The following is a 20,964-nucleotide window of genomic DNA, read 5'->3' as shown; positions in this document are numbered from 1 at the left end:
CACTGCCCGCAGGAGAAATCTCAGGGAAATATCAGGGAAGAAAGCTCGGGCGTCACATGGGTCTCACCAGCAACTCTGTTCTCGCGGTGGCGGTCGTCGCGGCCGTGGCACTGTTCGGTGTCACGATCTGGCTGTGGCCGCGGCTGGCGCGCGGCGGCTGGCGTTCCGTCCTGGGGCGGGTGGGCGTGCTGCTCGCCACCCAGCTGGCCTTGTTCGCCTCGGTCGGTCTCTTCGTGAACAACACGTTCCAGTTCTACGGCTCGTGGGCCGACCTGTTCGGCCAGGAGCAGGACATGGGCGTGGTGCTCGATCACTCGGGCGGCTCCAAGGACGTGAAGGTGCTCGGGACCCAGGCGATCGACGGGGTGCCGGGCGGCGGGCGGCCGGCGATCGGCGGGCAGATACAGAAGGTGGTGATAGCCGGCCGGAAGTCGGGGATCGACTCGCCGGCCTACGTCTATCTGCCGCCGGAGTACTTCCAGCCGGGCTACGCGAAGACGACGTTCCCGGCGGCCGTGGTGCTGACCGGCTACCCGGGCACGGCGGAGAACCTGCTGAAGGGGCTGAAGTACCCGAAGACGGCGTACCAGCAGGCCAGGGCGGGCAAGATGCAGCCGATGATCCTGGTGATGCTGCGCCCGACGGTGGCGCCGCCGCGGGACACCGAGTGCGTGGACATCCCGGGCGGCCCGCAGACCGAGACGTTCTTCGCGGAGGACCTGCAGAAGGCGATCTCGGGCACCTACCGGGTGGGCACGAAGGCCCGGAACTGGGGCTTCATGGGGAACTCGACCGGCGGCTACTGCGCGCTGAAGATCGTGATGCACCACCCGGACCGGTTCGCGGCGGCCGCCGGCTTCTCCGCGTACTACAAGGCGGCGGACGACGTGACGACCGGCGACCTGTTCCAGGGCGACCAGGCGGCGAAGAACCGGGCGAACCTGCTGTGGAGCCTGGACCACCTGCCGCAGGGCGACGCGTCGTTCCTGGTGACGACGTCCAAGCACGGCGAGGGCAACCTGAAGAGCACGATGGCCTTCATCAAGAAGGTGAAGAACCCGGCGCTGGTCTCGTCGATCGTCCTGGACAGCGGCGGCCACAACTTCAACACCTGGAACCGGGAGATCCCGCCGGGCCTGGTGTGGATGGCCGGCAAGCTCAGCGCGAGCTGAGGTCCACCGAGCGCTTCCGCAGCGTCCGGTGGACGCCGTCGGCGGTGAGGGTGCCGAGCACCCGGGCCGGGTCCCCGGGGGCGTGCACCGCGATCCGCCCGGCGTCGCCCTGGAGGAGGGCGGCGAGGGCGTCCTGGAGCGATCCGCCGAGCGGGATCCGCGTGAGGGTGTCCTCCGCCAGGGGTACGGGGTCGGGTACGGGGTCGAGGTCGGCCTCGGTCAGGTCGGTGACCGCGAGGCGGCGCAGCGCGCGGTCGGCGCCGACGAAGTCGGCCACGTAGGGGGTCGCGGGGGCGCCGAGCACGCGGGCGGGGGTGTCGAACTGCTCGATGCGGCCCTGTCCGTAGACGGCGATGCGGTCGCCGAGCCGGACCGCCTCGGCCAGGTCGTGGGTGACGAGCAGGACCGTCTTGCGGACGGTGGCCTGGAGGTTCAGGAACTCGCTCTGGAGGTGTTCGCGCACCACGGGGTCGACGGCGCCGAAGGGCTCGTCCATGAGCAGGACCGGCGGGTCGGCGGCGAGCGCGCGGGCCACGCCGACGCGCTGGCGCTGGCCGCCGGAGAGCTGTTCGGGGTAGCGGCGGCCGTGGACCGCGGGGTCGAGGCCGACCAGGTCGAGGAGTTCGGCGGCGCGCTCGCGGGCCTTCGCCTTCTTCCAGCCGAGCAGCGCAGGCACGGTGGCCGTGTTGTCGAGGACGGTGCGGTGCGGGAAGAGGCCGACCTGCTGGATGACGTAGCCGATGGTGCGGCGCAGCCGGACCGGGTCGACGGCGGCCACGTCCTCGCCGCCGAGCAGGACGCGGCCCGAGGTGGGCTCGACGAGCCGGTTGACCATCTTCATCGTGGTCGTCTTGCCGCAGCCCGACGGCCCGACCAGGGTGACCAGCTCTCCCTCGGCGACCTCGAAGGAGAGGTCGTCGACGGCCGTCGTGCCGTCCGCGTACCGCTTGGTCACGTGCTCGAACCGGATCATGGTTCCCCATTCTTACCGCTCGCGGGCCGCGATGTGTGAAGGAAGTATTTCCACCCCGTGGCGCTTCGGCCGGGATCACCGGCGGTTGTCGGTGGCGGGGGATAGGGTCGGCAGGCAGGTGTTCGGGGGAGCGCGGGAAGGGGGGAATGCGCATGGCCGGGGCGAACTGCCTGGTGACGAACGACTGGATCTGCGGGGAGTATCTGCGCACCCGTTCCCAGGAGTTGACCGACGCCACGGTCCAGCATGTGGGAATCACCGTCGTGTCGGTGCTCCTCGGGATCGCCGTCGCCTTCCCGCTCGCGCTGCTCGTGCGGGCCTGGCCGCGGCTGGCCGGACCCGTCCTCGGGCTCACCACCCTGCTCTACACGATCCCCTCGCTCGCGATGTTCTCGCTGCTGCTGCCGTTCCTCGGGCTGTCGTCGGCACTCGTCGTCACCGGGCTCGTGCTGTACTCGCTGACCATCCTGGTGCGCGGCCTGCTGGCCGGGCTCGCGGCCGTGCCCGCCGAGACCAAGGAGGCGGCCAGCGGCATGGGGTACGGGCCGTGGCGGCTGCTCTGGGAGGTCGAGCTGCCGCTGGCGCTGCCCGCCCTGATGGCCGGCGTGCGGACGGCGACGGTCTCCACGATCGCGCTCACCACCGTCGGCTCCCTCGTCGGCCGCGGCGGCCTCGGCAATCTCATCGAGGACGCGCTGCCCTCGTTCTTCAAGGCACAGGTGCTCACCGCCGCCGTGCTGTGCGTGCTGCTCGCCGTCACCGCCGACCTGCTGCTCCTCGGCCTCCAGCGGCTCCTCACGCCCTGGACCCGGACACGGGCGTCGGCGGGCGGCCGGGCGGCGGCGGGCGGGGGTGCGTGAGATGGGCGTCTTCGCGGACACCTGGAGCTGGCTGACCACCGGCGCCCACTGGTCGGGCGAGAGCGGCGTGTGGCACCGGCTCGCCGAGCACCTGTACGTGAGCGGGGCCGCGCTGCTGCTCGCCTGCGCCGTCGCGCTGCCGCTCGGCCTGTGGCTGGGCCACCTCGGCAAGGGCGGCGCGCTCGCCGTCAACGTCTCCAACGCGGGCCGGGCCGTGCCCGTCTTCGCCGTCCTCGCCCTGTTCATGGTCTCGCCGCTGCGCAACTCCGGTGACGTGCCGACGGTGATCGCGCTCGTCCTGTTCGCGATACCGCCGCTGCTCACCCACGCCTACGTGGGCGTGCGGGAGGTGGACCGCGCGGTCGTCGAGGCCGCCCGCGGCATGGGCATGAGCGGCGGACAGCTGTTCCGCGAGGTGGAACTGCCGCTCGCCCGGCCGATGCTGATGACCGGTCTGCGCTCGGCCGCCGTGCAGGTGGTCGCCACCGCGACCATCGCCGCGATGGCCGGCCAAGGCGGCCTCGGCCGGATCATCACGGCCGGCTTCAGCACGTACAACACACCTCAGGTCGTGGCCGGAGCCCTGCTCGTGGCCCTGCTCGCGCTCCTCGTGGAGGCGCTGCTCGTGGCCGCCGACCGGCTCCTCGGCCACCGGACCGAACAACGAAATGGGTGATCTTGTGAGTGGGAACTCGCGCGTCGCGGGTGCGGTACTGGCCCTCGCGGCCCTGACGGTGTCGCTGACCGCGTGCGGCGGCGACAGCCTGGAGAAGTCCAAGGACGGCGGCTCCGCCGGCACCGGTGGCGGCGGCAAGGGCCCGGTCGTCGTCGGCGCCGCGGCCTTCACCGAGTCGAAGGTCCTCGCCGAGTTGTACGCGCAGGTCCTCGACGACGCCGGATACGACGCGAGCGTCACCACGGTGAAGAATCGCGAGCTCTACGAACCGTCCCTGGAGAAGGGCGAGATCGACGTCGTACCGGAATACGCGGCGACGCTCGCGGAATTCCTCAACGCGAAGGCGAACGGGCCGAAGGCGCCCGAGGAGAAGCCGGTCGCCTCCGGAGACCCGGCCGCCACCACCGAAGCCCTGAAGAAGCTCGCCGAGCCGCGCGGACTGAAGGTGCTCGCGGTCGGCGAGGCCGTCGACCAGAACGCCTTCGCCGTGAGCAGGGAATTCGCGGAGAAGAACAAGCTGACGACCCTTTCCGATCTCGGCCGCGCCAAGCTGAAGGTGAAGATCGCGGCCGGCGACGAATGCGAGATACGGCCCTTCTGCGCGCCGGGTCTGAAGAAGACCTACGGCATCGACGTCACCGGCGTCGACCCCAAGGGAGTCGGCACCCCGCAGGCCAAGCAGGCGGTCAAGGACGGCGTCGACCAGCTCGTCCTCACCACCACCACGGACGCCACCGTCGACTCCTTCGGACTCGTCTTCCTCACCGACGACAAGAAGCTCCAGAACGCCGACAACGTGCTGCCCGTCGTCAATGCCAAGGACGCCGGATCGCCGGAGATAGCCGCAGCCCTCGACAAGATCACCAAGGTGCTGACGACGGCGGATCTCGCCGAACTGAACCGCAAGGTCGACGCCGAGCGCGCCAAGCCCGAGGACGTGGCCAAGAGCTATCTGCAGTCGAAGGGGCTGCTCAAGAAGTAGGCGCCGGACAAGGCGAGTCGGCCGGGCCCGGCCGGGAATGGCGAGGGCCCGGGCCGGCTACGGCGAGAACTCGCCAACAGATTGCCGGGGCGACCCCCCATACGGCGCCTACGCACGGTAAATTTCAGGCCATGCCACGTGGACGTCACCGCCATTCCCCACCCCTGCACAAGCTCCTGCCGCCCTCCGCGGTCGCCGGGGCTTCGGTCGTCTGTGCCGCGGGCGCCTGGCTGCTCGGTGATGCCCTGGTGCTGCGGCTGCTCGTCGCCGCGGCGGCGGCCGCCGCCGTCACCGGCGCCGTTCTCATGCGCAGTTGGGACCAGAGCGCCGGCCGCCAGGTCGCCGAGCTGACCCGGGCCCGCACCGCCGACCAGTGGAAGCACGACGAGCGGATCGCCGAGCTGGAGGCCGACCTGGAGGAGTCGCGCGAGCTGCGCACCCGCCTCGACGCCAAGCTCCGCGCCAAGCGCGTCGAGCTGGCCGGTCTGCGCAGCGAGCACGCCGACCTGCTGCGCCGCTACGCCACCGCCGAGACCGAGCGCGCCAGCGCCCTCGAAGGCCGCCGCGTCCTCGCCCTGGAGAGCGGCACGGCCGCCGCCTCCCAGGCCAAGGCGCTGCCGCCGGCCGGCTCCACGCCGACCCCGGAGGCGTACCGCAGGGCCGCGGAGGCGCTGCGCAACCTGGAGAACCGGGCGGAGAAGCGGCACGCGGCGGCCGAGACCGAGAAGGCGGACGCGGAGCCCGAGGCGGAGACGGCCGAGCCCGAGCAGTCCCAGGCCGGCCAGCCGACGGCCGGGCAGTCCGAGCCCGAGCCGTCCCAGGCCGGGCAGCCGACGCCGGGTCAGTCCCAGGCCGGGCAGCCCGAGGTCCAGGCCGGGTCCGAGGTCGTCGAGCCGAAGGCCGCCCTGACCCCGGCCGAGCAGCACGCCCGCACCGCGGGCCTGCGCACCGTGCCCGCCGCGGCCGCGATCGTCCCGTACGCCGCCCGCCGCCCCGCCCGCCCCGCCGGCGGCTTCGACTACTTCGGCACCCAGGCGGTCGCGGGCGCGAAGAAGGCGGCCGCCGCGATCGAGGCCGTACAGCACACCGACCTCGCCGACGTCGTCGGCGAGGAGGTCCTCGCCGAGGCGGCGGAGGCCGCGGAGGCCGCCGAGCGGCGCCCGGCCGAGCCGCGGGCGATCGGCCAGGTCATCGACCTGACGGCGCACGACGAGACGGAGCAGCTGGACATGACGGTGCTGCGGGGCGCGGTCAACTCGTAAGGACGCGCGCGAAGAGGCCGGTGGACTCAGGTCCACCGGCCTCTTCGTACGTCTGCCCGCGGCTACTTGTCGATGTCGCCGACGACGAAGAACATCGACCCCAGGATCGCCACCATGTCCGCGACCAGCGTCCCCGGCAGCAGCTCGACCAGCGCCTGGATGTTGTTGTAGGACGCCGAGCGCAGCTTGAGCCGGTACGGGGTCTTCTCGCCCTTGGAGACCAGGTAGTAGCCGTTGATGCCGAGCGGGTTCTCGGTCCAGGCGTACGTGTGGCCCTCGGGCGCCTTCAGGACCTTCGGCAGCCGCTGGTTGATCGGGCCCTGCGGCAGCCGGTCGATCCGGTCGAGGCAGGCGTCGGCCAGGTCCAGGGAGTTGTGCGTCTGCTCCAGCAGGCACTCGAAGCGGGCCAGGCAGTCGCCCTCGGTCCGGGTCACCACCCGCAGCACGTCCCGCAGCTCCCCGTACGCGAGGTACGGCTCGTCGCGCCGCAGGTCGAAGTCGACGCCCGAGGCGCGGGCGATCGGCCCCGACACCCCGTACGCGTGCACCGCCTCGGGGCTCAGCACCCCGACCCCGCGGGTCCGGCCGCGGAAGATCTCGTTGCCGAGCACCAGCCGGTCGTACACGTCCATCCGCGACCGCACGTCCGCGACGGCCTGCCGCGCCCGGCCCAGCCAGCCCGCCGGCAGATCCTCCTTGAGGCCGCCGACGCGGTTGAACATGTAGTGCATCCGGCCGCCGGAGACCTCCTCCATCGCGGCCTGGAGCTCCTCGCGCTCGCGGAAGGCGTGGAAGACCGGGGTGATCCCGCCCAGTTCGAGCGGGTAGGAGCCGAGGAACATCAGGTGGTTGAGCACCCGGTTCAGCTCGGCGAGCAGCGTCCGCGTCCACACGGCCCGCTCCGGCACCTCCATGCCGAGCATCCGCTCGACGGCCATGACCACGCCGAGCTCGTTGGAGAACGCGGACAGCCAGTCGTGCCGGTTGGCCAGCATGATGATCTGCCGGTAGTCCCGCGCCTCGAACAGCTTCTCGGCCCCGCGGTGCATGTAGCCGATGACCGGCTCGGCCTCGCGCACCACCTCGCCGTCGAGCACCAGCTTCAGCCGGAGCACTCCGTGCGTGGAGGGATGCTGCGGCCCGATGTTCAGCACCATGTCGGTGCTCTCCGCCGCGCCGCCGATGCCGACCGTCGTCTCCGTCATGCGGTCAGTATCCCCCGTGCTCCGCGGCGGCCGGGACGGCGCCCGGGAGCGTGCCCGGGACCCGCTGGACGAGCCAGAGGAAGTCGCCGAGCCCGCCCGTGGCCGTCAGCTCGGCGGCCTCGCCCGCCGTGGCGAGGGCCCGGACGTAGCCGGCCGGGTCCGTGGTGGCGAGGGAGAGCGGCGGGCGCGCGCCGGTGACGCCGAGGCCGCGCAGGGCCTCGCGCTGGGTCAGCAGTTCGGTGAGCGGCTGGGTGTGGGGCTGGGCGTGCGGCTGGGTGTGGGGCTGGGCGTGCGGCTCGGCGCGCGATTCGGTGTGCGGCTGCGGGCGTGACCCGGCCCCCGGCCCGGTGTGTGGCCCGGTCCCCGGCCGGTCGTGCGTGGTCCCCTGCCCGGTGCCCGGCCGCTCGCGCGGCCCGCTCCCCTGCCCGGTCCCCGGCCATTCGAGTGGCCTGCTGCCGGCGCCCGGCACTGCGGCCGCGCAGGCGTCCAGGGCCACGTGGGCGGTCAGGTCGCGGCTGCCGTCCGGGATGGCGGGGACCTCGCGGCCGTCCCGGAAGGCGGTGAGGGTGCCGAACGGGGGCCGGCCGGTGCGCAGCAGATGGGCGTAGTCGACGGCGATCGCGGTGCCCGCCGCGAGGGAGCCGACGGCGGCGGCCCAGGCGGCGTCCCGGGGGCGGCCGATCTCGGCGCGCTCGCCGGGCCGGCCGAGCGGCCACCAGCGCTCCAGCCACGCGGCGTCGGCGCCGGTGACGACCGCGCCCGGCCGCTCCGTACCGTCGGCGCGCACCTCCACGTACCGCACGGTCCCGTCCTCGTCGACCTGGGCGACGTCCACCGGCACGTTGTCGAGCCACTCGTTGGCGAAGAGCAGCCCGCGTTCGCCGTCCGGGATCCGGTCGGTCCAGGTGATCCGCGGGTCGAGGCCGGCCGGCCGGACGGCGCGCTCGACGCCGTACGCCCGGAGCCGCAGCCCCGGCGGTGCCGCGGCGAGGACCCCGCGCAGCAGCTCGCCCCGTCCGGCGCCGACGTCCGTGAAGGCGACCTCGTCCGTGTCCAGCTCCGCGGCGGTCCGGGCGAGCAGCCGGGCGACGGCGCCGGCGAAGAGCGGGGAGGCGTGCACCGACGTGCGGAAGTGGCCGGCCGGGCCCTCGGGGCGCAGGAAGAAGCCGCCGGGGCCGTACAGGGCGCGCTCCATGGCCGCCCGCCACCCCTGCCACCCGGCCGCCCGGCCCGTCGTCCCGCCCGTCGTCCCGTCCACCGCGCCGCCCGTCACCTCGTCCGTCACGCGGCCCAGTCTCCACCTTGGGGAGTAGGTGCCGTGGCGGAAGGATGGGACCCACGGTTGACCCCTGCACCTATCTCTCTTCCCTACCCTTTGCTACGTGCAGCGTCTCTACGACTTCCTCCGCAGACACCCGACGGGCGTCGACACCTTCTGGGCCGTCGTCCTCTTCGGGATGTCCGCGCTCTGGGTGGACACCTCCTACCCGAGGATCGCCCAGCCCCTCGCGTACGGGGCCGTGGCCGCGCTGTTCTCGCTGGTGGTGGCGCTGCGCCGGCGCATGCCGGAGAAGATGCTGCTGCTCTCGGTGGCGCTGGGCCTGGCCCAGCTGGGGTTCGGGCTGGTCCCGTTCCTGCCGGACTTCGCCATGCTGGTGATCATCTACACGGTCGCGGCGCACGACGGTCCGCGCTGGGCGTCCCGGCTCGCGCTGGCCGGCGGGCTGAGCGCGGCCCTGCTGTCGCAGCTGCGCTGGCCGATGGAGCACTCCTCGTCCTCGGCCGCCACCGTCTTCTTCGTCGTCATCATGACCGTGCCGTTCGCGCTCGCCTGGGTCCTCGGCGACTCGCTGCGCACCCGCCGGGCCTACTTCGCGCAGCTGGAGGAGCGGGCCTCGCGCCTGGAGAAGGAGCGCGAGGCGCAGGCCAAGGTCGCGGTCGCCGCCGAGCGCGCCCGCATCGCCCGCGAGCTGCACGACGTCGTCGCCCACAACGTGTCCGTGATGGTGGTGCAGGCGGACGGCGCCGCGTACGTCATGGACGGCTCGCCGGAGACCGCCAAGCAGGCCCTGGAGACCATCTCCTCCACCGGCCGGCAGGCGCTCGCCGAGATGCGCCGGCTGCTCGGCATCCTGCGCACCGGCGAGCACCAGGAGGCCGGGGAGTACGTGCCCCAGCCGGACGTCGGCCAGATCGAGGACCTGGTCGAGCAGGTCCGCGGCACCGGTCTCGTCGTCGACTTCAAGATCGAGGGCACCGCGCGCCCGCTGCCCAGCGGCGTCGAGCTCACGGCGTACCGGATCGTGCAGGAAGCCCTCACCAACACCCGCAAGCACGGCGGCCCGGACGCGGGCGCCAGCGTCCGGCTGGTCTACTTCGACGACGGCCTCGGGCTGCTCGTCGAGGACGACGGCCGCGGGGCGCCGCAGGAGATGTACGAGGACGGCGGCGCCGACGGCCGCGGCCACGGCCTGATCGGCATGCGGGAGCGGGTCGGCATGGTCGGCGGCACCCTGGACGCCGGTCCGCGCCCCGGTGGCGGCTTCCGCATCAGCGCCCTGCTCCCCCTGAAGACCGCTCACTGAATCCGAAGGACCGAAGGATCGATATGTCCATCCGCGTGATGCTCGTCGACGACCAGGCGCTGCTGCGCACCGGTTTCCGCATGGTGCTCGCCGCCCAGCCGGACATGGAGGTCGTGGCGGAGGCCGGCGACGGAGTGGAGGCGCTGCAGGTCCTGCGGTCCGCGGAGGTCGACGTGGTCCTGATGGACGTGCGCATGCCCAAGCTGGACGGGGTGGAGACGACGCGCCGGATCTGCGCCGAGCCGGACGCGCCGAAGGTGCTGATCCTGACCACCTTCGACCTGGACGAGTACGCGTTCTCCGGGCTGAAGGCGGGCGCCAGCGGCTTCATGCTGAAGGACGTGCCGCCGGGCGAGCTGCTCGGCGCGATCCGCTCCGTGCACAGCGGCGACGCGGTGGTGGCCCCGTCCACCACCCGCCGGCTCCTCGACCGCTTCTCGCCGATGCTGCCGTCGACGGGCCGCGAGCCGCAGCACAAGGAGCTCGACAAGCTCACCGAGCGCGAGCGCGAGGTCATGCTCCTGGTCGCGCAGGGCCTGTCGAACGGCGAGATCGCGGCCCGGCTGGTGCTGTCCGAGGCGACCGTGAAGACGCATGTGGGCCGCATCCTCACCAAGCTGGACCTGCGCGACCGGGTGCAGGTCGTGGTCCTCGCCTACGAGACCGGGATGGTGCGGGCGGGCGGCCGCTGAGGTGTCCGTGCTGCTCTGGATCAACGGGCCGTTCGGCGGCGGCAAGACCCAGACCGCGTACGAGCTGCGCCGCCGCCTGCCGGGCGGCGTCGTCTGCGACCCGGAGCACGTCGGCTTCGGGCTGCACCGCGCCCTGCCCGCGGAGCTGCGCGGCGACTTCCAGGACCTGCGGGCCTGGCGGCAGGGCGTGTACGAGGTCCTCGACCTGGCGCTGCGGCGCCACGAGGGCCCGGTGCTCGTGCCGATGACCCTCGTCGACGCGGGCTACTTCGCCGAGATCGTCGGCCGCCTGCGGGAGGCGCACGGCGCCGAGCGGGTCCGGCACTTCACGCTGCTCGCCGAGCGCGAGACGGTGCTGAAGCGGCTCACCGAGCGCGGCCTCGGCCGCGGCCTGAAGCGGGAGAGCTTCGCCGTGCGGAAACTGGACGGCTGCCTGGCCGCCCTCTCCCAGGCGGAGTTCGCCGACCACATCCGTACGGACGGGCTGACCGTCCCCGAGGTCGCCGACCGGATCGCCGCGCTCGCCGGGCTGCGCATCGAGCCGAACACGGACGGCCGCCTGCGGCACCGGCTGCGCCGGGCGCGGATCGGCCTGTCCCACATCCGCTTCGACTGACACCGGCGGCCGGAGCCGGCTGGGCCCCTGGCCGGGGGACCAGGGTCGGACAGCCCCAGGACACCCCTAGCGCAGGACGGACTCCAGGAAGTCGCTGCCGAGCCGGGCGACCACCGAGAAGTCCAGCTGGTGCAGCACGTAGCGGCCCCGGCGCTGGGTGGTGAGCAGCCCGGCCTTCTTCAGGACGGAGAGGTGGCGGGAGACCTCGGGGGCGGTGATGGCGTACGCGTCGGCCAGCTCGCTCGTCGTGTACGGGCCGCGCGCCAGGTTGCGGCACAGGCTCATCCGCATGGGGTGGGCCAGCGCCTCCAGGCGGGCCTTCACCCGGTCGACGGGCTCGGCGCCGCCGATCTCGCGGGTGGCGGCCGGGTACTGGATGACGGGCTGCCAGCCGGGCGCGTAGATGGCGAGCAGGTGCGGCCAGCCGAAGACGGTCGGGATGAGCGTGACGGCCCGGCCCTGGGCCTCGGCCCGGCCCTGCACCAGCTTGTCGATGACGATCCGGCTGCCGTGCGCGTCCTCCTCCAGGCTCATCGCCGGGGAGGCGTCGGCCAGCGCCTCGGCCAGGCCCTTGCGGCGCAGCAGCTCGCCCTTGTGGCGGGCGTCGGCGGCGAGCTGGATGCGGACCCGGCGCCAGGTGTCGCCGAAGAACGCCTCCTCGCAGTCCTCCAGGAGCCGGCGGATCCACGCGCGGGTGCCGGCCGGGTCGGCCAGCATCCGCTCCACGAACGCGGCCTGCCGCGGGCCGCGCGCCGCCGCCAGGTCGAGCGCGCGGCGCCGGGAGGCCGCGTCGACGAGCGGCGAGGGCAGGCCGCGGCCGTAGTGGCTGTTGCTGCACGAGATCTCCAGGGCGGAGCCGACGAACTTCTCGTCGTCCATCCGGTCGAGGTCGTCCAGCTCCTCCGCGAGCGTCTCGCGGGGCTGCGCGGGCATCAGGAAGTCGGAGCGCGTCGACCGCCACATGAAGTCGGCCTCGTGCAGCCGGTCGGCCAGCTCCGGCTTCAGCGCGGCGGCGGTCGCCGCCGTCCACGCGTGCTGGCGGGGGTGGTGGCCCGGCTCGGCCAGCGCGTGCAGGGCGTTGCCGAGCTCGGCGAGGGGCGAGGGGCAGAAGGTGATCCGCTCGGGCGGCAGTCCGGTGATGTCGATGGTCACGCTCACGGGTCCATGGTGCGGGGTCCTGCGGGGGCGCTGTCGTGCCGATTGACGGGGGTCGTCAATCGGCGGGCGGCGGTGCGCCCGCCGGGCGCACGGTGAGCCCATGAACGCACTCCACCAGTACCTCTTCGACGCCTACCGGTCCGCGCAGCACGAGACCCCCGCGCCGCCGGTCCCGGGCAGCCAGGACCTGGCCGTGCTGCGGGCGGCCCGTGACCACCGCCGCTTCGAGGCGGTCCTGGCGGGCCGCCCGGCCCGGGGGAGGCTGCGCCTCGCGCTGCGCGCAGCCCTGCGCCGCCACCCCAGGCCCCGCGCCTGCTAGGACACCTGGCCCGGAATCCGGGCCAGGAAGTCCGCGGCCGCCTTCTTCACGTCCTCCTTGGTCCACTCCAGGCCCGGCGCGCCCACCGTCACCTCGGTCATCGTCATGCCCGGCGGGCCGCCCGCCGGGGCGGGGAACCAGCGGCGGAAGAGGGTGGTGCCGGTCTCCTCGGCGAGGGAGAGGGCGGCCGAGGTGAGCGCGTCGGGCTCGTGGGCGAGCCAGACCTGGAACTGGTGGGTGTGGGGCGCTTCGGGGTGGACCCGGAACCAGCCGACGCCCGCCTCCGCGAAGGCCTCCCGCAGCGCGTCCGCGATCACGCGCGCGTGCGCCACGTAGGAGGGCAGGGCGGGCAGCTCGATCTCCAGGCCGCGCAGGGCGGAGAGGGCCGCCGGGTACTGCGAGAAGATCTGGCCGCCGTACCGGTGGCGCCAGAGCTTCGCCTCGGCCACCAGGTCCTCGGGGCCGGCCAGGACCGCGCCCGACATGCCGCCCAGTGACTTGTAGAACGACACGTACACGCTGTCGGCGAGGCCCGCGATCTCCGCGAGGCTCCGGCCGAAGTGGGTCGTGCACTCCCACAGCCGGGCGCCGTCGAAGTGGACCACGGCGTCCCGCTCGCGGGCCGCCTCGACCGTCTCGACGAGCTCGTCCCAGGTCGGCAGCACGAAGCCGGCCTCGCGCAGCGGCAGCTCCAGCATGAGCGCCCCGACCGGCTCGGGGAGGTCGCGGATCTCGTCGGCCGTGGGCAGCCGGGGCTCGCCCGTCGGATGGATCGTGCGCAGCCCGCTCACGGCGTTGAAGGCGTCGCTCTCGTGGTTCTCCGGATGGGCGAGCGGGTGCAGCGCGACGACCGGGTTGCCGGTGCGGCCGGCCCAGCAGCGCAGCGCGACCTGCTGGGCCATCGTGCCGGTGGGGAAGAAGGCCGCGGCCGGGAAGCCCAGCTCCGCGGCGACCCGCTGCTCCAGCTCCTCGACGACCAGGTCGCCGTAGGTGTCGACGGGCAGGTCCGCGTACGGCGTGGCCGCCGTCCAGTCGGCCAGCTCGCGCAGCCGCCCGGCGACGGTGCCGTCCGGCGAGGCGTGCTGCAGCTTGCGCGCGGCCCCGCCCCAGACCCGCGCCCGGTGGACCCGGGGCGGCAGCTGCTCCTCCTGCCCCTCCACCTGCTCCTGACCGGTCTTCCGCTCGTGCTCCTCGGTGCCCTGCTGTTCCATGTCCATGGGCCGATCATGGTGCATCGGGAGACTCCCCTCCACGGAGTTATCCCCAACCCCCGTCCGATCGTCGTACCGCCGCCCACACCCTGTGGACAGCCCGCGAGATGACGTCGAAACGCTGGCGTAGCATGACCAGAAATCGTCCGGTACCCCCCGCGGACTGGAACGGAAGGCCGATCCGAACAGTGAACGCACCACCCGAACCGCCCCACCCGCAGCGGCCCGCCGACCGGGCCGAGGACCGCCCCGCCCGGCTCACCGTCGGAGTCGTCGGCGCCGGCCGCGTGGGCCCCGCCCTCGCCGCCGCCCTCCAGCTCGCCGGTCACCGCCCGGTCGCCGTCTCGGCGGTCTCCGACGCCTCCCGCCGCCGCGCCGCGGCCCTCCTGCCCGACGTGCCCGTCGTCGAGCCGGCCCAGGTGCTCGCGCTCGCGGACCTGGTCCTGCTGACCGTCCCCGACGACGCGCTGCCCGGCCTCGTCGAGGGCCTCGCCGACACCGGCGCCGTGCGCCCCGGACAGCTCCTCGTGCACACCTCCGGGCGTTACGGGGTGCGGGTCCTCGACCCGGCCCGGCGCGCCGGCGCGCTGCCGCTCGCGCTGCACCCGGCCATGACCTTCACCGGCACCTCCGTGGACGTCCAGCGGCTCGCCGGCTGCTCCTTCGGCGTCACCGCCCCCGAGGAGCTGCGGCTGGCCGCCGAGGCCCTGGTGATCGAGATGGGCGGCGAGCCCGAGTGGATCGCCGAGGAGAACCGCCCGCTCTACCACGCGGCCCTCGCCCTCGGCGCGAACCACCTGGTCACCCTGGTGGCCCAGGCCATGGAACTGCTGCGCGCGGCCGGCGTCGCCGCCCCGGACCGGATGCTCGGCCCGCTGCTCGGCGCGGCCCTGGACAACGCGCTGCGCTCCGGCGACGCGGCCCTCACCGGCCCGGTCGCCCGCGGCGACGCCGGCACCGTCGCCGCGCACGTCGCCGAGCTGCACAAGCACGCGCCCGGCACCGTCGCCGGCTATCTCGCGATGGCCCGCGCCACCGCCGACCGGGCGCTCGCGCACGGCCTGCTCAAGCCCGAGCTGGCCGAGGACCTGTTGGGCGTGCTCGCCGAGAAGGACGACCACCGATGACTCTCACCCCGGTCCGCACGGCCGCCGAACTCCGCTCCCTGAAGGGGGGCGGGGGCCGCCGAGCCGTCGTCATGACCATGGGCGCCCTGCACGACGGCCACGCCACCCTGGTCCGGGCCGCCCGCGAGCGGGTCGGCGCCGACGGCACCGTCGTGGTCACCGTCTTCGTCAATCCGCTGCAGTTCGGCGCGGGCGAGGACCTCGACCGCTATCCGCGCACCCTGGACGCCGACCTGGCGCTCGCCGAGGCCGCCGGCGCCGACGCCGTCTTCGCCCCGGCCGTCGACGAGGTCTACCCGGGCGGAGAGCCGCAGGTGCGGATCACCGCGGGCCCCATGGGCGAGCGGCTGGAGGGCGCCTCGCGGCCCGGCCACTTCGACGGCGTGCTCACCGTCGTCGCCAAGCTCCTCCACCTCACCGCGCCCGACCTGGCCTTCTTCGGCCAGAAGGACGCCCAGCAGCTGGCCCTGATCCGCCGCATGGTCCGCGACCTGAACTTCCCGGTCGAGGTCGTCGGCGTGCCGACGGTCCGCGAGGCCGACGGCCTGGCCCTGTCCAGCCGCAACCGCTACCTGTCGGAGCGCGAGCGCCACACCGCGCTCGCGCTCTCCCGCGCGCTGTTCGCGGCCCGCGACCGGCTCGCCGCCCAGGAGGCGCTGCGGGCCCGCGCGGAGTCCCTGCCCGGCGCCCAGGGGCGCGGCGAGACCCGCGCCGAGGCGCTGTCCCGGCTCGGCGAGGCCCGGGCCGCCGCCGACGCCCACGCGGTCGCCCAGGCCGCCGAGGGCGGCGGCGCCGACGCCGTACGGGCCGCGGCCCTCGCCGTGCTGGACGACGCCGGGAAGGCCGAGCCGCCGCTCGCCCTGGACTACCTGGCCCTGGTCGACCCGGCCGACTTCACCGACGTCGCCGGCGAACACGACGGTGAGGCGATCCTCGCCGTCGCCGCGCGGGTGGGGACCACGCGGCTCATCGACAACATCCCCCTGACCTTCGGAGCCACGAAGTGATCGGAGCCGCGAAGTGACCGGAATACGGCTGCACGCCCCCGCCCCCGGCTGGTCGATCGACGCCGATGTCGTCGTGGTCGGCTCCGGCGTCGCGGGGCTGACCGCCGCCCTGCGCCTCACGGCCGCCGGGCTGCGCGCCGTCGTCGTCACCAAGGCCCTGCTCGACGCCGGCTCCACCCGCTGGGCCCAGGGCGGCATCGCCGCGGCGCTCGGCGAGGGCGACACCCCCGAGCAGCACCTCGACGACACGCTCGTCGCCGGTGCCGGGCTCTGCGACGTGCAGGCCGTGCGCGCCCTGGTCACCGAGGGCCCCGACGCCGTGCGCCGGCTCATCGAGACGGGCGCCGCCTTCGACCTCACCGCCGACGGCGCGATCGCGCTGACCCGGGAGGGCGGCCACCACCGCCGCCGGATCGCGCACGCGGGCGGCGACGCGACCGGCGCCGAGATCTCCCGCGCGCTCGTCGAGGCGATACGGGCGCGGGGCGTGCGCACCATCGAGCACGCCCTCGTGCTCGACCTGCTCAAGGACGCCGAGGGCCGTACGGCCGGCGTCACCCTGCACGTGATGGGCGAGGGCCAGCACGACGGCGTCGGCGCCGTCCACGCCCCCGCCGTGGTCCTCGCCACCGGCGGCATGGGCCAGGTGTTCTCCGCGACCACCAACCCGTCCGTCTCCACCGGCGACGGCGTCGCCCTCGCGCTGCGCGCCGGGGCCGAGGTGTCCGACCTGGAGTTCGTCCAGTTCCACCCGACGGTGCTGTTCCTCGGCGCCGGCTCCGAGGGCCAGCAGCCGCTGGTCTCCGAGGCGGTACGGGGCGAGGGCGCCCACCTCGTCGACGCCGACGGGGTCCGCTTCATGCTCGGGCAGCACGAGCTGGCCGAGCTGGCGCCGCGGGACATCGTCGCCAAGGCGATCACGCGCCGGATGCAGGAGCGGGACGCCGAGCACATGTACCTCGACGCCCGGCACTTCGGCGCCGAGATGTGGGAGCAGCGCTTCCCGACCATCCTGGCCGCCTGCCGGGCGCACGGCATCGACCCGGTGACCGAGCCGATCCCGGTCGCACCGGCCGCCCACTACGCCTCCGGCGGCGTCCGCACCGACCTGCACGGCCGCACCACCGTGCCCGGCCTGTACGCGTGCGGCGAGGTCGCCTGCACCGGCGTGCACGGCGCCAACCGGCTCGCGTCGAACTCGCTCCTGGAGGGCCTGGTCTTCGCCGAGCGGATCGTCGCCGACGTCATCGCGCACGGCCCGCACCGCGAGGGCACCCCGGTCGTCGACGACACGACCACCGTGCTGCCCCTGCTCGCCCCCGAGGCCCGCCGCGAGATCCAGCGGACCATGACGCTGGGCGCCGGCGTGCTGCGCTCCGCCGAGAGCCTGGCCGGGGCGGCCGGCGCCCTCGACGCGCTGCGGCAGGGCGCCGAGGACGGCCGCAAGGCCGCCGAGCCGGGCGTCGACTCCTGGGAGACCACCAACCTGCTGTGCGTCTCCCGGGTCCTGGTGGCCGCCGCCCGCGAGCGCGCCGAGACCCGCGGCTGCCACTGGCGCGAGGACCACCCCGACCGGGACGACGCGAACTGGCAGCGGCATCTCGTCGTCCGCCTCACGCCCGGCCGGAACCTCGACGTCACCCGTACCGCCACCGCGGACTTCCCGCCCGTGACGCCGCAGACGGCCGCCACGGACACCCCCGTAACCCCCGAAGAACCCAGGGAGCAGCTGTCGTGAGCACGCCCGAGGAAGCACGTCCGCAGCCCGTGGACGTCCCCCTGATCCAGATCAACGCCCCGGCCGAGCCGGCCGGCGGCTGCGGCGACGGCTGCGGCTGCGGCGAGGCCGACGAGTTCGAGTGCGGGCTCGACCCGGCGCTCGCCGAGCTGCTCGCCGACGCCGGGCTCGACCCCGTCCAGGTCGAGGACATCGCGCACCTGGCCATCGCCGAGGACCTCGACGGCGGCGTGGACGTGACGACCGTGGCGACCGTCCCCGAGGACGCCGTCGCGACCGCCGACTTCACCGCCCGCGAGGCCGGCGTGGTGGCCGGTCTGCGGGTCGCCGAGGCGGTCCTGTCCATCGTCTGCACCGACGAGTTCGAGGTCGAGCGGCACGTCGAGGACGGCGCCCGGGTCGAGGCCGGGCAGAAGCTGCTCAGCGTCACCGCCCGCACCCGCGACCTGCTCACCGGCGAGCGCAGCGCCCTGAACATCCTGTGCCGCCTCTCCGGCATCGCCACCGCCACCCGCCGCTGGGCCGACGCCCTGGAGGGCACCGGCGCCAAGGTCCGCGACACCCGCAAGACCACCCCGGGCCTGCGCGCCCTGGAGAAGTACGCGGTGCGCTGCGGCGGCGGCGTCAACCACCGCATGTCGCTGTCCGACGCGGCCCTGGTCAAGGACAACCACGTGGTGGCGGCCGGTGGCGTGGCGCAGGCGTTCAAGGCCGTGCGGGAGGCGTTCCCCGACCTCCCGATCGAGGTCGAGGTCGACACGATGCACCAGGTCCGCGAGGTCCTGGACGCGGGCGCCGACCTGATCCTGCTCGACAACTTCACCCCGATCGAGACCGAGGAGGCCGTCGCCCTGGTCGCCGGCCGGGCGATCCTGGAGTCCTCCGGCCGGCTCACCCTGGAGACCGCGGCGGCCTACGCGGCCACCGGCGTCGACTACCTCGCGGTGGGCGGCCTCACCCACTCCTCCCCGATCCTCGACATCGGCCTGGACCTGCGCGAGGTCGACGCCTGATGCTGCTCACCATCGACGTCGGCAACACGCAGACGGTGCTCGGGCTCTTCGACGGCGACGAGATCGTCGAGCACTGGCGGATCTCGACCGACCCGAGCCGCACCGCCGACGAGTGGGCGGTCCTGCTGCAGGGCCTCATGGGCATGCATCCCCTGCTCGGCGCCGAGCTGAGCGACGGCATCGGGGGGATCGCGATCTGCGCGACGGTCCCCTCGGTGCTGCACGAGCTGCGCGAGGTGACCCGCCGCTACTACGGCGACGTGCACGCCGTCCTCGTCGAGCCCGGCGTGAAGACGGGCGTCCCGGTCCTCACGGACAACCCCAAGGAGGTCGGCGCCGACCGCATCATCAACTCGGTCGCGGCCGTCGAGCTGTACGGCGGCCCGGCGATCGTCGTCGACTTCGGCACGGCGACGACGTACGACGCGGTCACCCGGCGCGGCGAGTACGCGGGCGGCGCGATCGCCCCGGGCATCGAGATCTCCGTCGAGGCGCTGGGCGTGAAGGGCGCCATGCTCCGCAAGATCGAGCTGGCCCGGCCGCGCAGCGTCATCGGCAAGAACACGGTCGAGGCGATGCAGTCGGGCATCGTCTTCGGCTACGCGGGCCAGGTGGACGGTGTGGTCGCGCGGATGAAGCGCGAGCTGGCCGGCCCGGACGGCGACCCGTCGGACGTGACCGTGATCGCCACCGGCGGCCTGGCGCCGATGGTGCTCGCCGACTCCAAGGAGATCACCGCGCACGAGCCGTGGCTGACGCTGATCGGCCTGCGGCTCGTGTACGAGCGGAACGCGCCGCGGCAGTAGGCGTGCCCCGGGCCCGCCGCAGGCCCCCGGCCTTGGTGGCCAGGGGCCGCGGGGCTCCGGGCGCCGACCCGCCCGAAGATCGAAAAGCGGCAGATTTGTCCGATTAGCGCGTATCGTCGGCCCATGCCCACGCCCTACGGACCCCGCGGCGGCATGGCGTTCAGCGCGGACGAGCTGCGCGTGCTCCGCCGCGCCCTCGCCACCGCGCTCAACCCTGCCCCCCTGCCGGACGACGACGTCCAGGACTGCCTGCGCCTGGCCGATTCCGTGGACGAGGCGGTGCGTGAGGCGGGCCGGCTGCGCGCCTTCCTCCTCGCCGACCTGGTCCGCTACCGCCAGGCCCTGCCCGGCTCCCTCACCGGCTATCTGGAGCTGCTCCAGGACGCCCTGGCCGCCGGCTACGACCCGCAGGCCGACGACCTGGCCGCGCTGCGGGCGCTGCGCGGCAGCCCGGCCGCGGGGGTGCTGCTCGCCCGCTGCCAGGTCCTGGCGGAACGATCCGTCAGGGCCCGGCTCGCCCGCGTCGCCCAGACCCGGGCCCCGCTCCAGGCCCGTACGCCGCTGGTCCCCGCACCCGCGCCGCGCGCCCGGCTGCTCGCGCTGCCCGGCGGGCGGGCCGCCGCCGGCGACGAGGACCGGGGCACGAGGCCGCCCGCGCCCGCCAAGCCGGCCACCCCGGCGGCGCCGAAGCCGGCCGCGCCCAGGCCCGGCCGTCCGATCCCGACGCCCGGCGAGGTGTTCCCGCCACGCCGGCGCCCCGTACCGCCGCCCCCGTCCGAGGAACGCGCGGCCGGATAGCTACTCTGGACGCCATGGACTACGTATCCGCGCTCCTGCCCCCCATCGTGATGGCCGCGTTCTTCATCGGCCTCGTCGTCACGATCGTCAAGAGCCAGGGCGGACCGAACAAGGCCAAGGAGGACGCCGCCGTGGACGCGGCGCTCGCCCGCGCCGAGGCCGCCCAGCAGCAGAGCGGCCCCGCCGCCCCGTAACGGGTCCGCAGGCTTCGAGGACGTACGGCCGCCGCCAGGCCGTGCGTCCTTTTTGCTGTCTTCCGGGGCGTTTCCTCCAGGAAAAGGCCTGTATGTGGCGATCTCGCACTAAGGTGGCGTCGTGCCCCGTCAATTGGGAGAGCTGGAAGACGCCGTCATGACCCGCGTCTGGCAATGGAACCGCGCGGTGACCGTCCGGGAAGTCCTGGAGGATCTCCAGCAGGAACGGTCCATCGCCTACACCACGGTCATGACCGTATTGGACAATCTCCATCAGAAGGGCTGGGTGCGCAGGGAAGTCGAAGGCCGCGCCTATCGATATACGGCGGTCTCCACCCGGGCCGCCTACTCGGCCGCACTGATGAACGAGGCGTGGGCGCAGAGTGACAACCCGGCGGCGGCCCTCGTCGCGTTCTTCGGGATGATGTCGCCCGAACAGCGCGAGGCGCTGAACGACGCCATCCGTATCGTCCAGCGGGACACCCCCGAGACGCCCGCCGCCCCGGCCCCGGCCCCCGCCGAAACCGACCAGGGGGCCGAGGGGACCGCGGAGCCCGGGCGATAACGTCC

The 20,964-nt window shown here is 74.0% G+C and carries 22 protein-coding genes; 17 read left to right on the top strand and 5 right to left on the bottom strand.

Annotation, left to right across the window (positions count from 1 at the left end):
• Nucleotides 1-56: 56 nt before the first annotated feature.
• Nucleotides 57-1,172: an alpha/beta hydrolase gene (locus ACFYU9_RS20960; protein WP_389345680.1), complete on the top strand. Its 1,116-nt coding sequence runs from the start codon at nucleotides 57-59 to the stop codon at nucleotides 1,170-1,172.
• Here the strand turns inward: ACFYU9_RS20960 and ACFYU9_RS20955 are convergent.
• Complete coding sequence (locus tag ACFYU9_RS20955; RefSeq protein ID WP_389345679.1) at nucleotides 1,159-2,145, bottom strand: ABC transporter ATP-binding protein; 987 nt, start codon at nucleotides 2,143-2,145, stop codon at nucleotides 1,159-1,161. The two genes, ACFYU9_RS20960 and ACFYU9_RS20955, sit on opposite strands and share 14 nt — an antisense overlap.
• A 152-nt stretch (nucleotides 2,146-2,297) precedes the next feature.
• On the opposite strand from ACFYU9_RS20955, the gene ACFYU9_RS20950 reads away from it, so the two are divergent.
• From ACFYU9_RS20950 to ACFYU9_RS20935, 4 genes are all read left to right on the top strand, one after another.
• Nucleotides 2,298-3,005, top strand: a complete 708-nt coding sequence (locus ACFYU9_RS20950; protein ID WP_389211373.1) for an ABC transporter permease — start codon at nucleotides 2,298-2,300, stop codon at nucleotides 3,003-3,005.
• 1 nt (nucleotide 3,006) lies between these two features.
• Nucleotides 3,007-3,681: an ABC transporter permease gene (locus ACFYU9_RS20945; protein WP_389211375.1), complete on the top strand. Its 675-nt coding sequence runs from the start codon at nucleotides 3,007-3,009 to the stop codon at nucleotides 3,679-3,681.
• Nucleotides 3,674-4,663 carry an ABC transporter substrate-binding protein gene (locus ACFYU9_RS20940; protein WP_389211377.1) on the top strand — a complete coding sequence of 330 codons (990 nt, stop codon included), beginning with the start codon at nucleotides 3,674-3,676 and terminating at the stop codon, nucleotides 4,661-4,663. Before ACFYU9_RS20945 ends, ACFYU9_RS20940 begins: the two co-directional genes overlap by 8 nt.
• A 131-nt stretch (nucleotides 4,664-4,794) precedes the next feature.
• Nucleotides 4,795-5,925 carry a hypothetical protein gene (locus ACFYU9_RS20935; protein WP_389345678.1) on the top strand — a complete coding sequence of 377 codons (1,131 nt, stop codon included), beginning with the start codon at nucleotides 4,795-4,797 and terminating at the stop codon, nucleotides 5,923-5,925.
• Between the two features lie 62 nt (nucleotides 5,926-5,987).
• Here the strand turns inward: ACFYU9_RS20935 and ACFYU9_RS20930 are convergent, their stop codons facing one another.
• Both ACFYU9_RS20930 and ACFYU9_RS20925 read right to left on the bottom strand, forming a co-directional pair.
• On the bottom strand, nucleotides 5,988-7,130 hold the full coding sequence (locus ACFYU9_RS20930; RefSeq protein ID WP_389211381.1) for an NADH-quinone oxidoreductase subunit D: 1,143 nt from the start codon (nucleotides 7,128-7,130) through the stop codon (nucleotides 5,988-5,990).
• Nucleotides 7,131-7,134: 4 nt separating this feature from the next.
• Nucleotides 7,135-8,325, bottom strand: a complete 1,191-nt coding sequence (locus tag ACFYU9_RS20925; protein ID WP_389345904.1) for an SAM-dependent methyltransferase — start codon at nucleotides 8,323-8,325, stop codon at nucleotides 7,135-7,137.
• A 187-nt stretch (nucleotides 8,326-8,512) separates the two neighbouring features.
• On the opposite strand from ACFYU9_RS20925, the gene ACFYU9_RS20920 reads away from it, so the two are divergent.
• The 3 genes from ACFYU9_RS20920 to ACFYU9_RS20910 are packed head-to-tail and all read left to right on the top strand — an operon-like array spanning nucleotide 8,513 to nucleotide 11,023.
• Nucleotides 8,513-9,715 (top strand): sensor histidine kinase, encoded by a 1,203-nt coding sequence (locus ACFYU9_RS20920; protein ID WP_389211382.1) that lies wholly within the window; start codon nucleotides 8,513-8,515, stop codon nucleotides 9,713-9,715.
• Between the two features lie 23 nt (nucleotides 9,716-9,738).
• Entirely contained in the window at nucleotides 9,739-10,407 is a 669-nt protein-coding gene (locus ACFYU9_RS20915) for a response regulator (protein WP_389211384.1), read from the top strand.
• Nucleotides 10,408-10,414: 7 nt separating this feature from the next.
• Nucleotides 10,415-11,023 carry an ATP-binding protein gene (locus tag ACFYU9_RS20910; RefSeq protein ID WP_389345677.1) on the top strand — a complete coding sequence of 203 codons (609 nt, stop codon included), beginning with the start codon at nucleotides 10,415-10,417 and terminating at the stop codon, nucleotides 11,021-11,023.
• A 66-nt stretch (nucleotides 11,024-11,089) separates the two neighbouring features.
• Here ACFYU9_RS20910 and ACFYU9_RS20905 read toward each other — a convergent pair whose 3' ends face one another.
• Nucleotides 11,090-12,181: a DUF5937 family protein gene (locus tag ACFYU9_RS20905; RefSeq protein WP_389211388.1), complete on the bottom strand. Its 1,092-nt coding sequence runs from the start codon at nucleotides 12,179-12,181 to the stop codon at nucleotides 11,090-11,092.
• 100 nt (nucleotides 12,182-12,281) lie between these two features.
• On the opposite strand from ACFYU9_RS20905, the gene ACFYU9_RS20900 reads away from it, so the two are divergent.
• On the top strand, nucleotides 12,282-12,500 hold the full coding sequence (locus tag ACFYU9_RS20900; RefSeq protein ID WP_389211389.1) for a hypothetical protein: 219 nt from the start codon (nucleotides 12,282-12,284) through the stop codon (nucleotides 12,498-12,500).
• Here ACFYU9_RS20900 and ACFYU9_RS20895 read toward each other — a convergent pair.
• On the bottom strand, nucleotides 12,497-13,711 hold the full coding sequence (locus ACFYU9_RS20895; RefSeq protein ID WP_389345903.1) for a threonine aldolase family protein: 1,215 nt from the start codon (nucleotides 13,709-13,711) through the stop codon (nucleotides 12,497-12,499). The genes ACFYU9_RS20900 and ACFYU9_RS20895 overlap by 4 nt on opposite strands.
• Nucleotides 13,712-13,899: 188 nt before the next feature.
• Between ACFYU9_RS20895 and ACFYU9_RS20890 the strand changes: the two genes are divergently transcribed.
• The 8 genes from ACFYU9_RS20890 to ACFYU9_RS20855 all read left to right on the top strand — a co-directional run bounded on the left by ACFYU9_RS20890 (nucleotide 13,900) and on the right by ACFYU9_RS20855 (nucleotide 20,959).
• Nucleotides 13,900-14,838 (top strand): Rossmann-like and DUF2520 domain-containing protein, encoded by a 939-nt coding sequence (locus ACFYU9_RS20890; protein ID WP_389211391.1) that lies wholly within the window; start codon nucleotides 13,900-13,902, stop codon nucleotides 14,836-14,838.
• A complete protein-coding gene (gene panC / locus ACFYU9_RS20885) occupies nucleotides 14,835-15,845 on the top strand; it encodes a pantoate--beta-alanine ligase (protein ID WP_389211393.1) in 1,011 nt (336 codons plus the stop codon). Before ACFYU9_RS20890 ends, panC begins: the two co-directional genes overlap by 4 nt.
• Nucleotides 15,846-15,858: 13 nt before the next feature.
• Nucleotides 15,859-17,583, top strand: coding sequence for an L-aspartate oxidase (locus ACFYU9_RS20880; RefSeq protein ID WP_389211395.1), 1,725 nt, complete (start codon nucleotides 15,859-15,861; stop codon nucleotides 17,581-17,583).
• Nucleotides 17,580-18,596 (top strand): carboxylating nicotinate-nucleotide diphosphorylase, encoded by a 1,017-nt coding sequence (gene nadC, locus ACFYU9_RS20875; RefSeq protein WP_389211397.1) that lies wholly within the window; start codon nucleotides 17,580-17,582, stop codon nucleotides 18,594-18,596. The genes ACFYU9_RS20880 and nadC overlap by 4 nt, the downstream gene beginning before the upstream one ends.
• Entirely contained in the window at nucleotides 18,596-19,402 is an 807-nt protein-coding gene (locus ACFYU9_RS20870) for a type III pantothenate kinase (RefSeq protein WP_389211398.1), read from the top strand. The genes nadC and ACFYU9_RS20870 overlap by 1 nt, the downstream gene beginning before the upstream one ends.
• Nucleotides 19,403-19,555: 153 nt before the next feature.
• Nucleotides 19,556-20,200 carry a hypothetical protein gene (locus ACFYU9_RS20865; protein WP_389345902.1) on the top strand — a complete coding sequence of 215 codons (645 nt, stop codon included), beginning with the start codon at nucleotides 19,556-19,558 and terminating at the stop codon, nucleotides 20,198-20,200.
• A gap of 14 nt (nucleotides 20,201-20,214) precedes the next feature.
• Nucleotides 20,215-20,394, top strand: coding sequence for a hypothetical protein (locus tag ACFYU9_RS20860; RefSeq protein WP_389345676.1), 180 nt, complete (start codon nucleotides 20,215-20,217; stop codon nucleotides 20,392-20,394).
• A gap of 121 nt (nucleotides 20,395-20,515) precedes the next feature.
• The gene (locus ACFYU9_RS20855) at nucleotides 20,516-20,959 is read left to right on the top strand and encodes a BlaI/MecI/CopY family transcriptional regulator (RefSeq protein WP_389211401.1); all 444 of its coding nucleotides are present in this window, start codon (nucleotides 20,516-20,518) and stop codon (nucleotides 20,957-20,959) included.
• Nucleotides 20,960-20,964 lie beyond the last annotated feature (5 nt).

Source organism: Streptomyces sp. NPDC004327, from assembly GCF_042873935.1.
GTDB lineage: Bacteria > Actinomycetota > Actinomycetes > Streptomycetales > Streptomycetaceae > Streptomyces.
This window is presented reverse-complemented; position numbering and strand designations above follow the sequence as displayed.

Coding starts and splice junctions, on each gene's coding strand:
- ACFYU9_RS20895 (WP_389345903.1), bottom strand. CDS start 13,711: ATGGAACAGCAGGGCACCGAGGAGCACGAGCGGAAGACCGGTCAGGAG.
- ACFYU9_RS20865 (WP_389345902.1), top strand. CDS start 19,556: ATGGCGTTCAGCGCGGACGAGCTGCGCGTGCTCCGCCGCGCCCTCGCC.
- ACFYU9_RS20870 (WP_389211398.1), top strand. CDS start 18,596: ATGCTGCTCACCATCGACGTCGGCAACACGCAGACGGTGCTCGGGCTC.
- ACFYU9_RS20935 (WP_389345678.1), top strand. CDS start 4,795: ATGCCACGTGGACGTCACCGCCATTCCCCACCCCTGCACAAGCTCCTG.
- ACFYU9_RS20925 (WP_389345904.1), bottom strand. CDS start 8,325: ATGGAGCGCGCCCTGTACGGCCCCGGCGGCTTCTTCCTGCGCCCCGAG.
- panC (WP_389211393.1), top strand. CDS start 14,835: ATGACTCTCACCCCGGTCCGCACGGCCGCCGAACTCCGCTCCCTGAAG.
- ACFYU9_RS20900 (WP_389211389.1), top strand. CDS start 12,282: ATGAACGCACTCCACCAGTACCTCTTCGACGCCTACCGGTCCGCGCAG.
- ACFYU9_RS20915 (WP_389211384.1), top strand. CDS start 9,739: ATGTCCATCCGCGTGATGCTCGTCGACGACCAGGCGCTGCTGCGCACC.
- ACFYU9_RS20955 (WP_389345679.1), bottom strand. CDS start 2,145: ATGATCCGGTTCGAGCACGTGACCAAGCGGTACGCGGACGGCACGACG.
- ACFYU9_RS20940 (WP_389211377.1), top strand. CDS start 3,674: ATGGGTGATCTTGTGAGTGGGAACTCGCGCGTCGCGGGTGCGGTACTG.
- ACFYU9_RS20945 (WP_389211375.1), top strand. CDS start 3,007: ATGGGCGTCTTCGCGGACACCTGGAGCTGGCTGACCACCGGCGCCCAC.
- ACFYU9_RS20950 (WP_389211373.1), top strand. CDS start 2,298: ATGGCCGGGGCGAACTGCCTGGTGACGAACGACTGGATCTGCGGGGAG.
- ACFYU9_RS20860 (WP_389345676.1), top strand. CDS start 20,215: ATGGACTACGTATCCGCGCTCCTGCCCCCCATCGTGATGGCCGCGTTC.
- ACFYU9_RS20930 (WP_389211381.1), bottom strand. CDS start 7,130: ATGACGGAGACGACGGTCGGCATCGGCGGCGCGGCGGAGAGCACCGAC.
- ACFYU9_RS20960 (WP_389345680.1), top strand. CDS start 57: ATGGGTCTCACCAGCAACTCTGTTCTCGCGGTGGCGGTCGTCGCGGCC.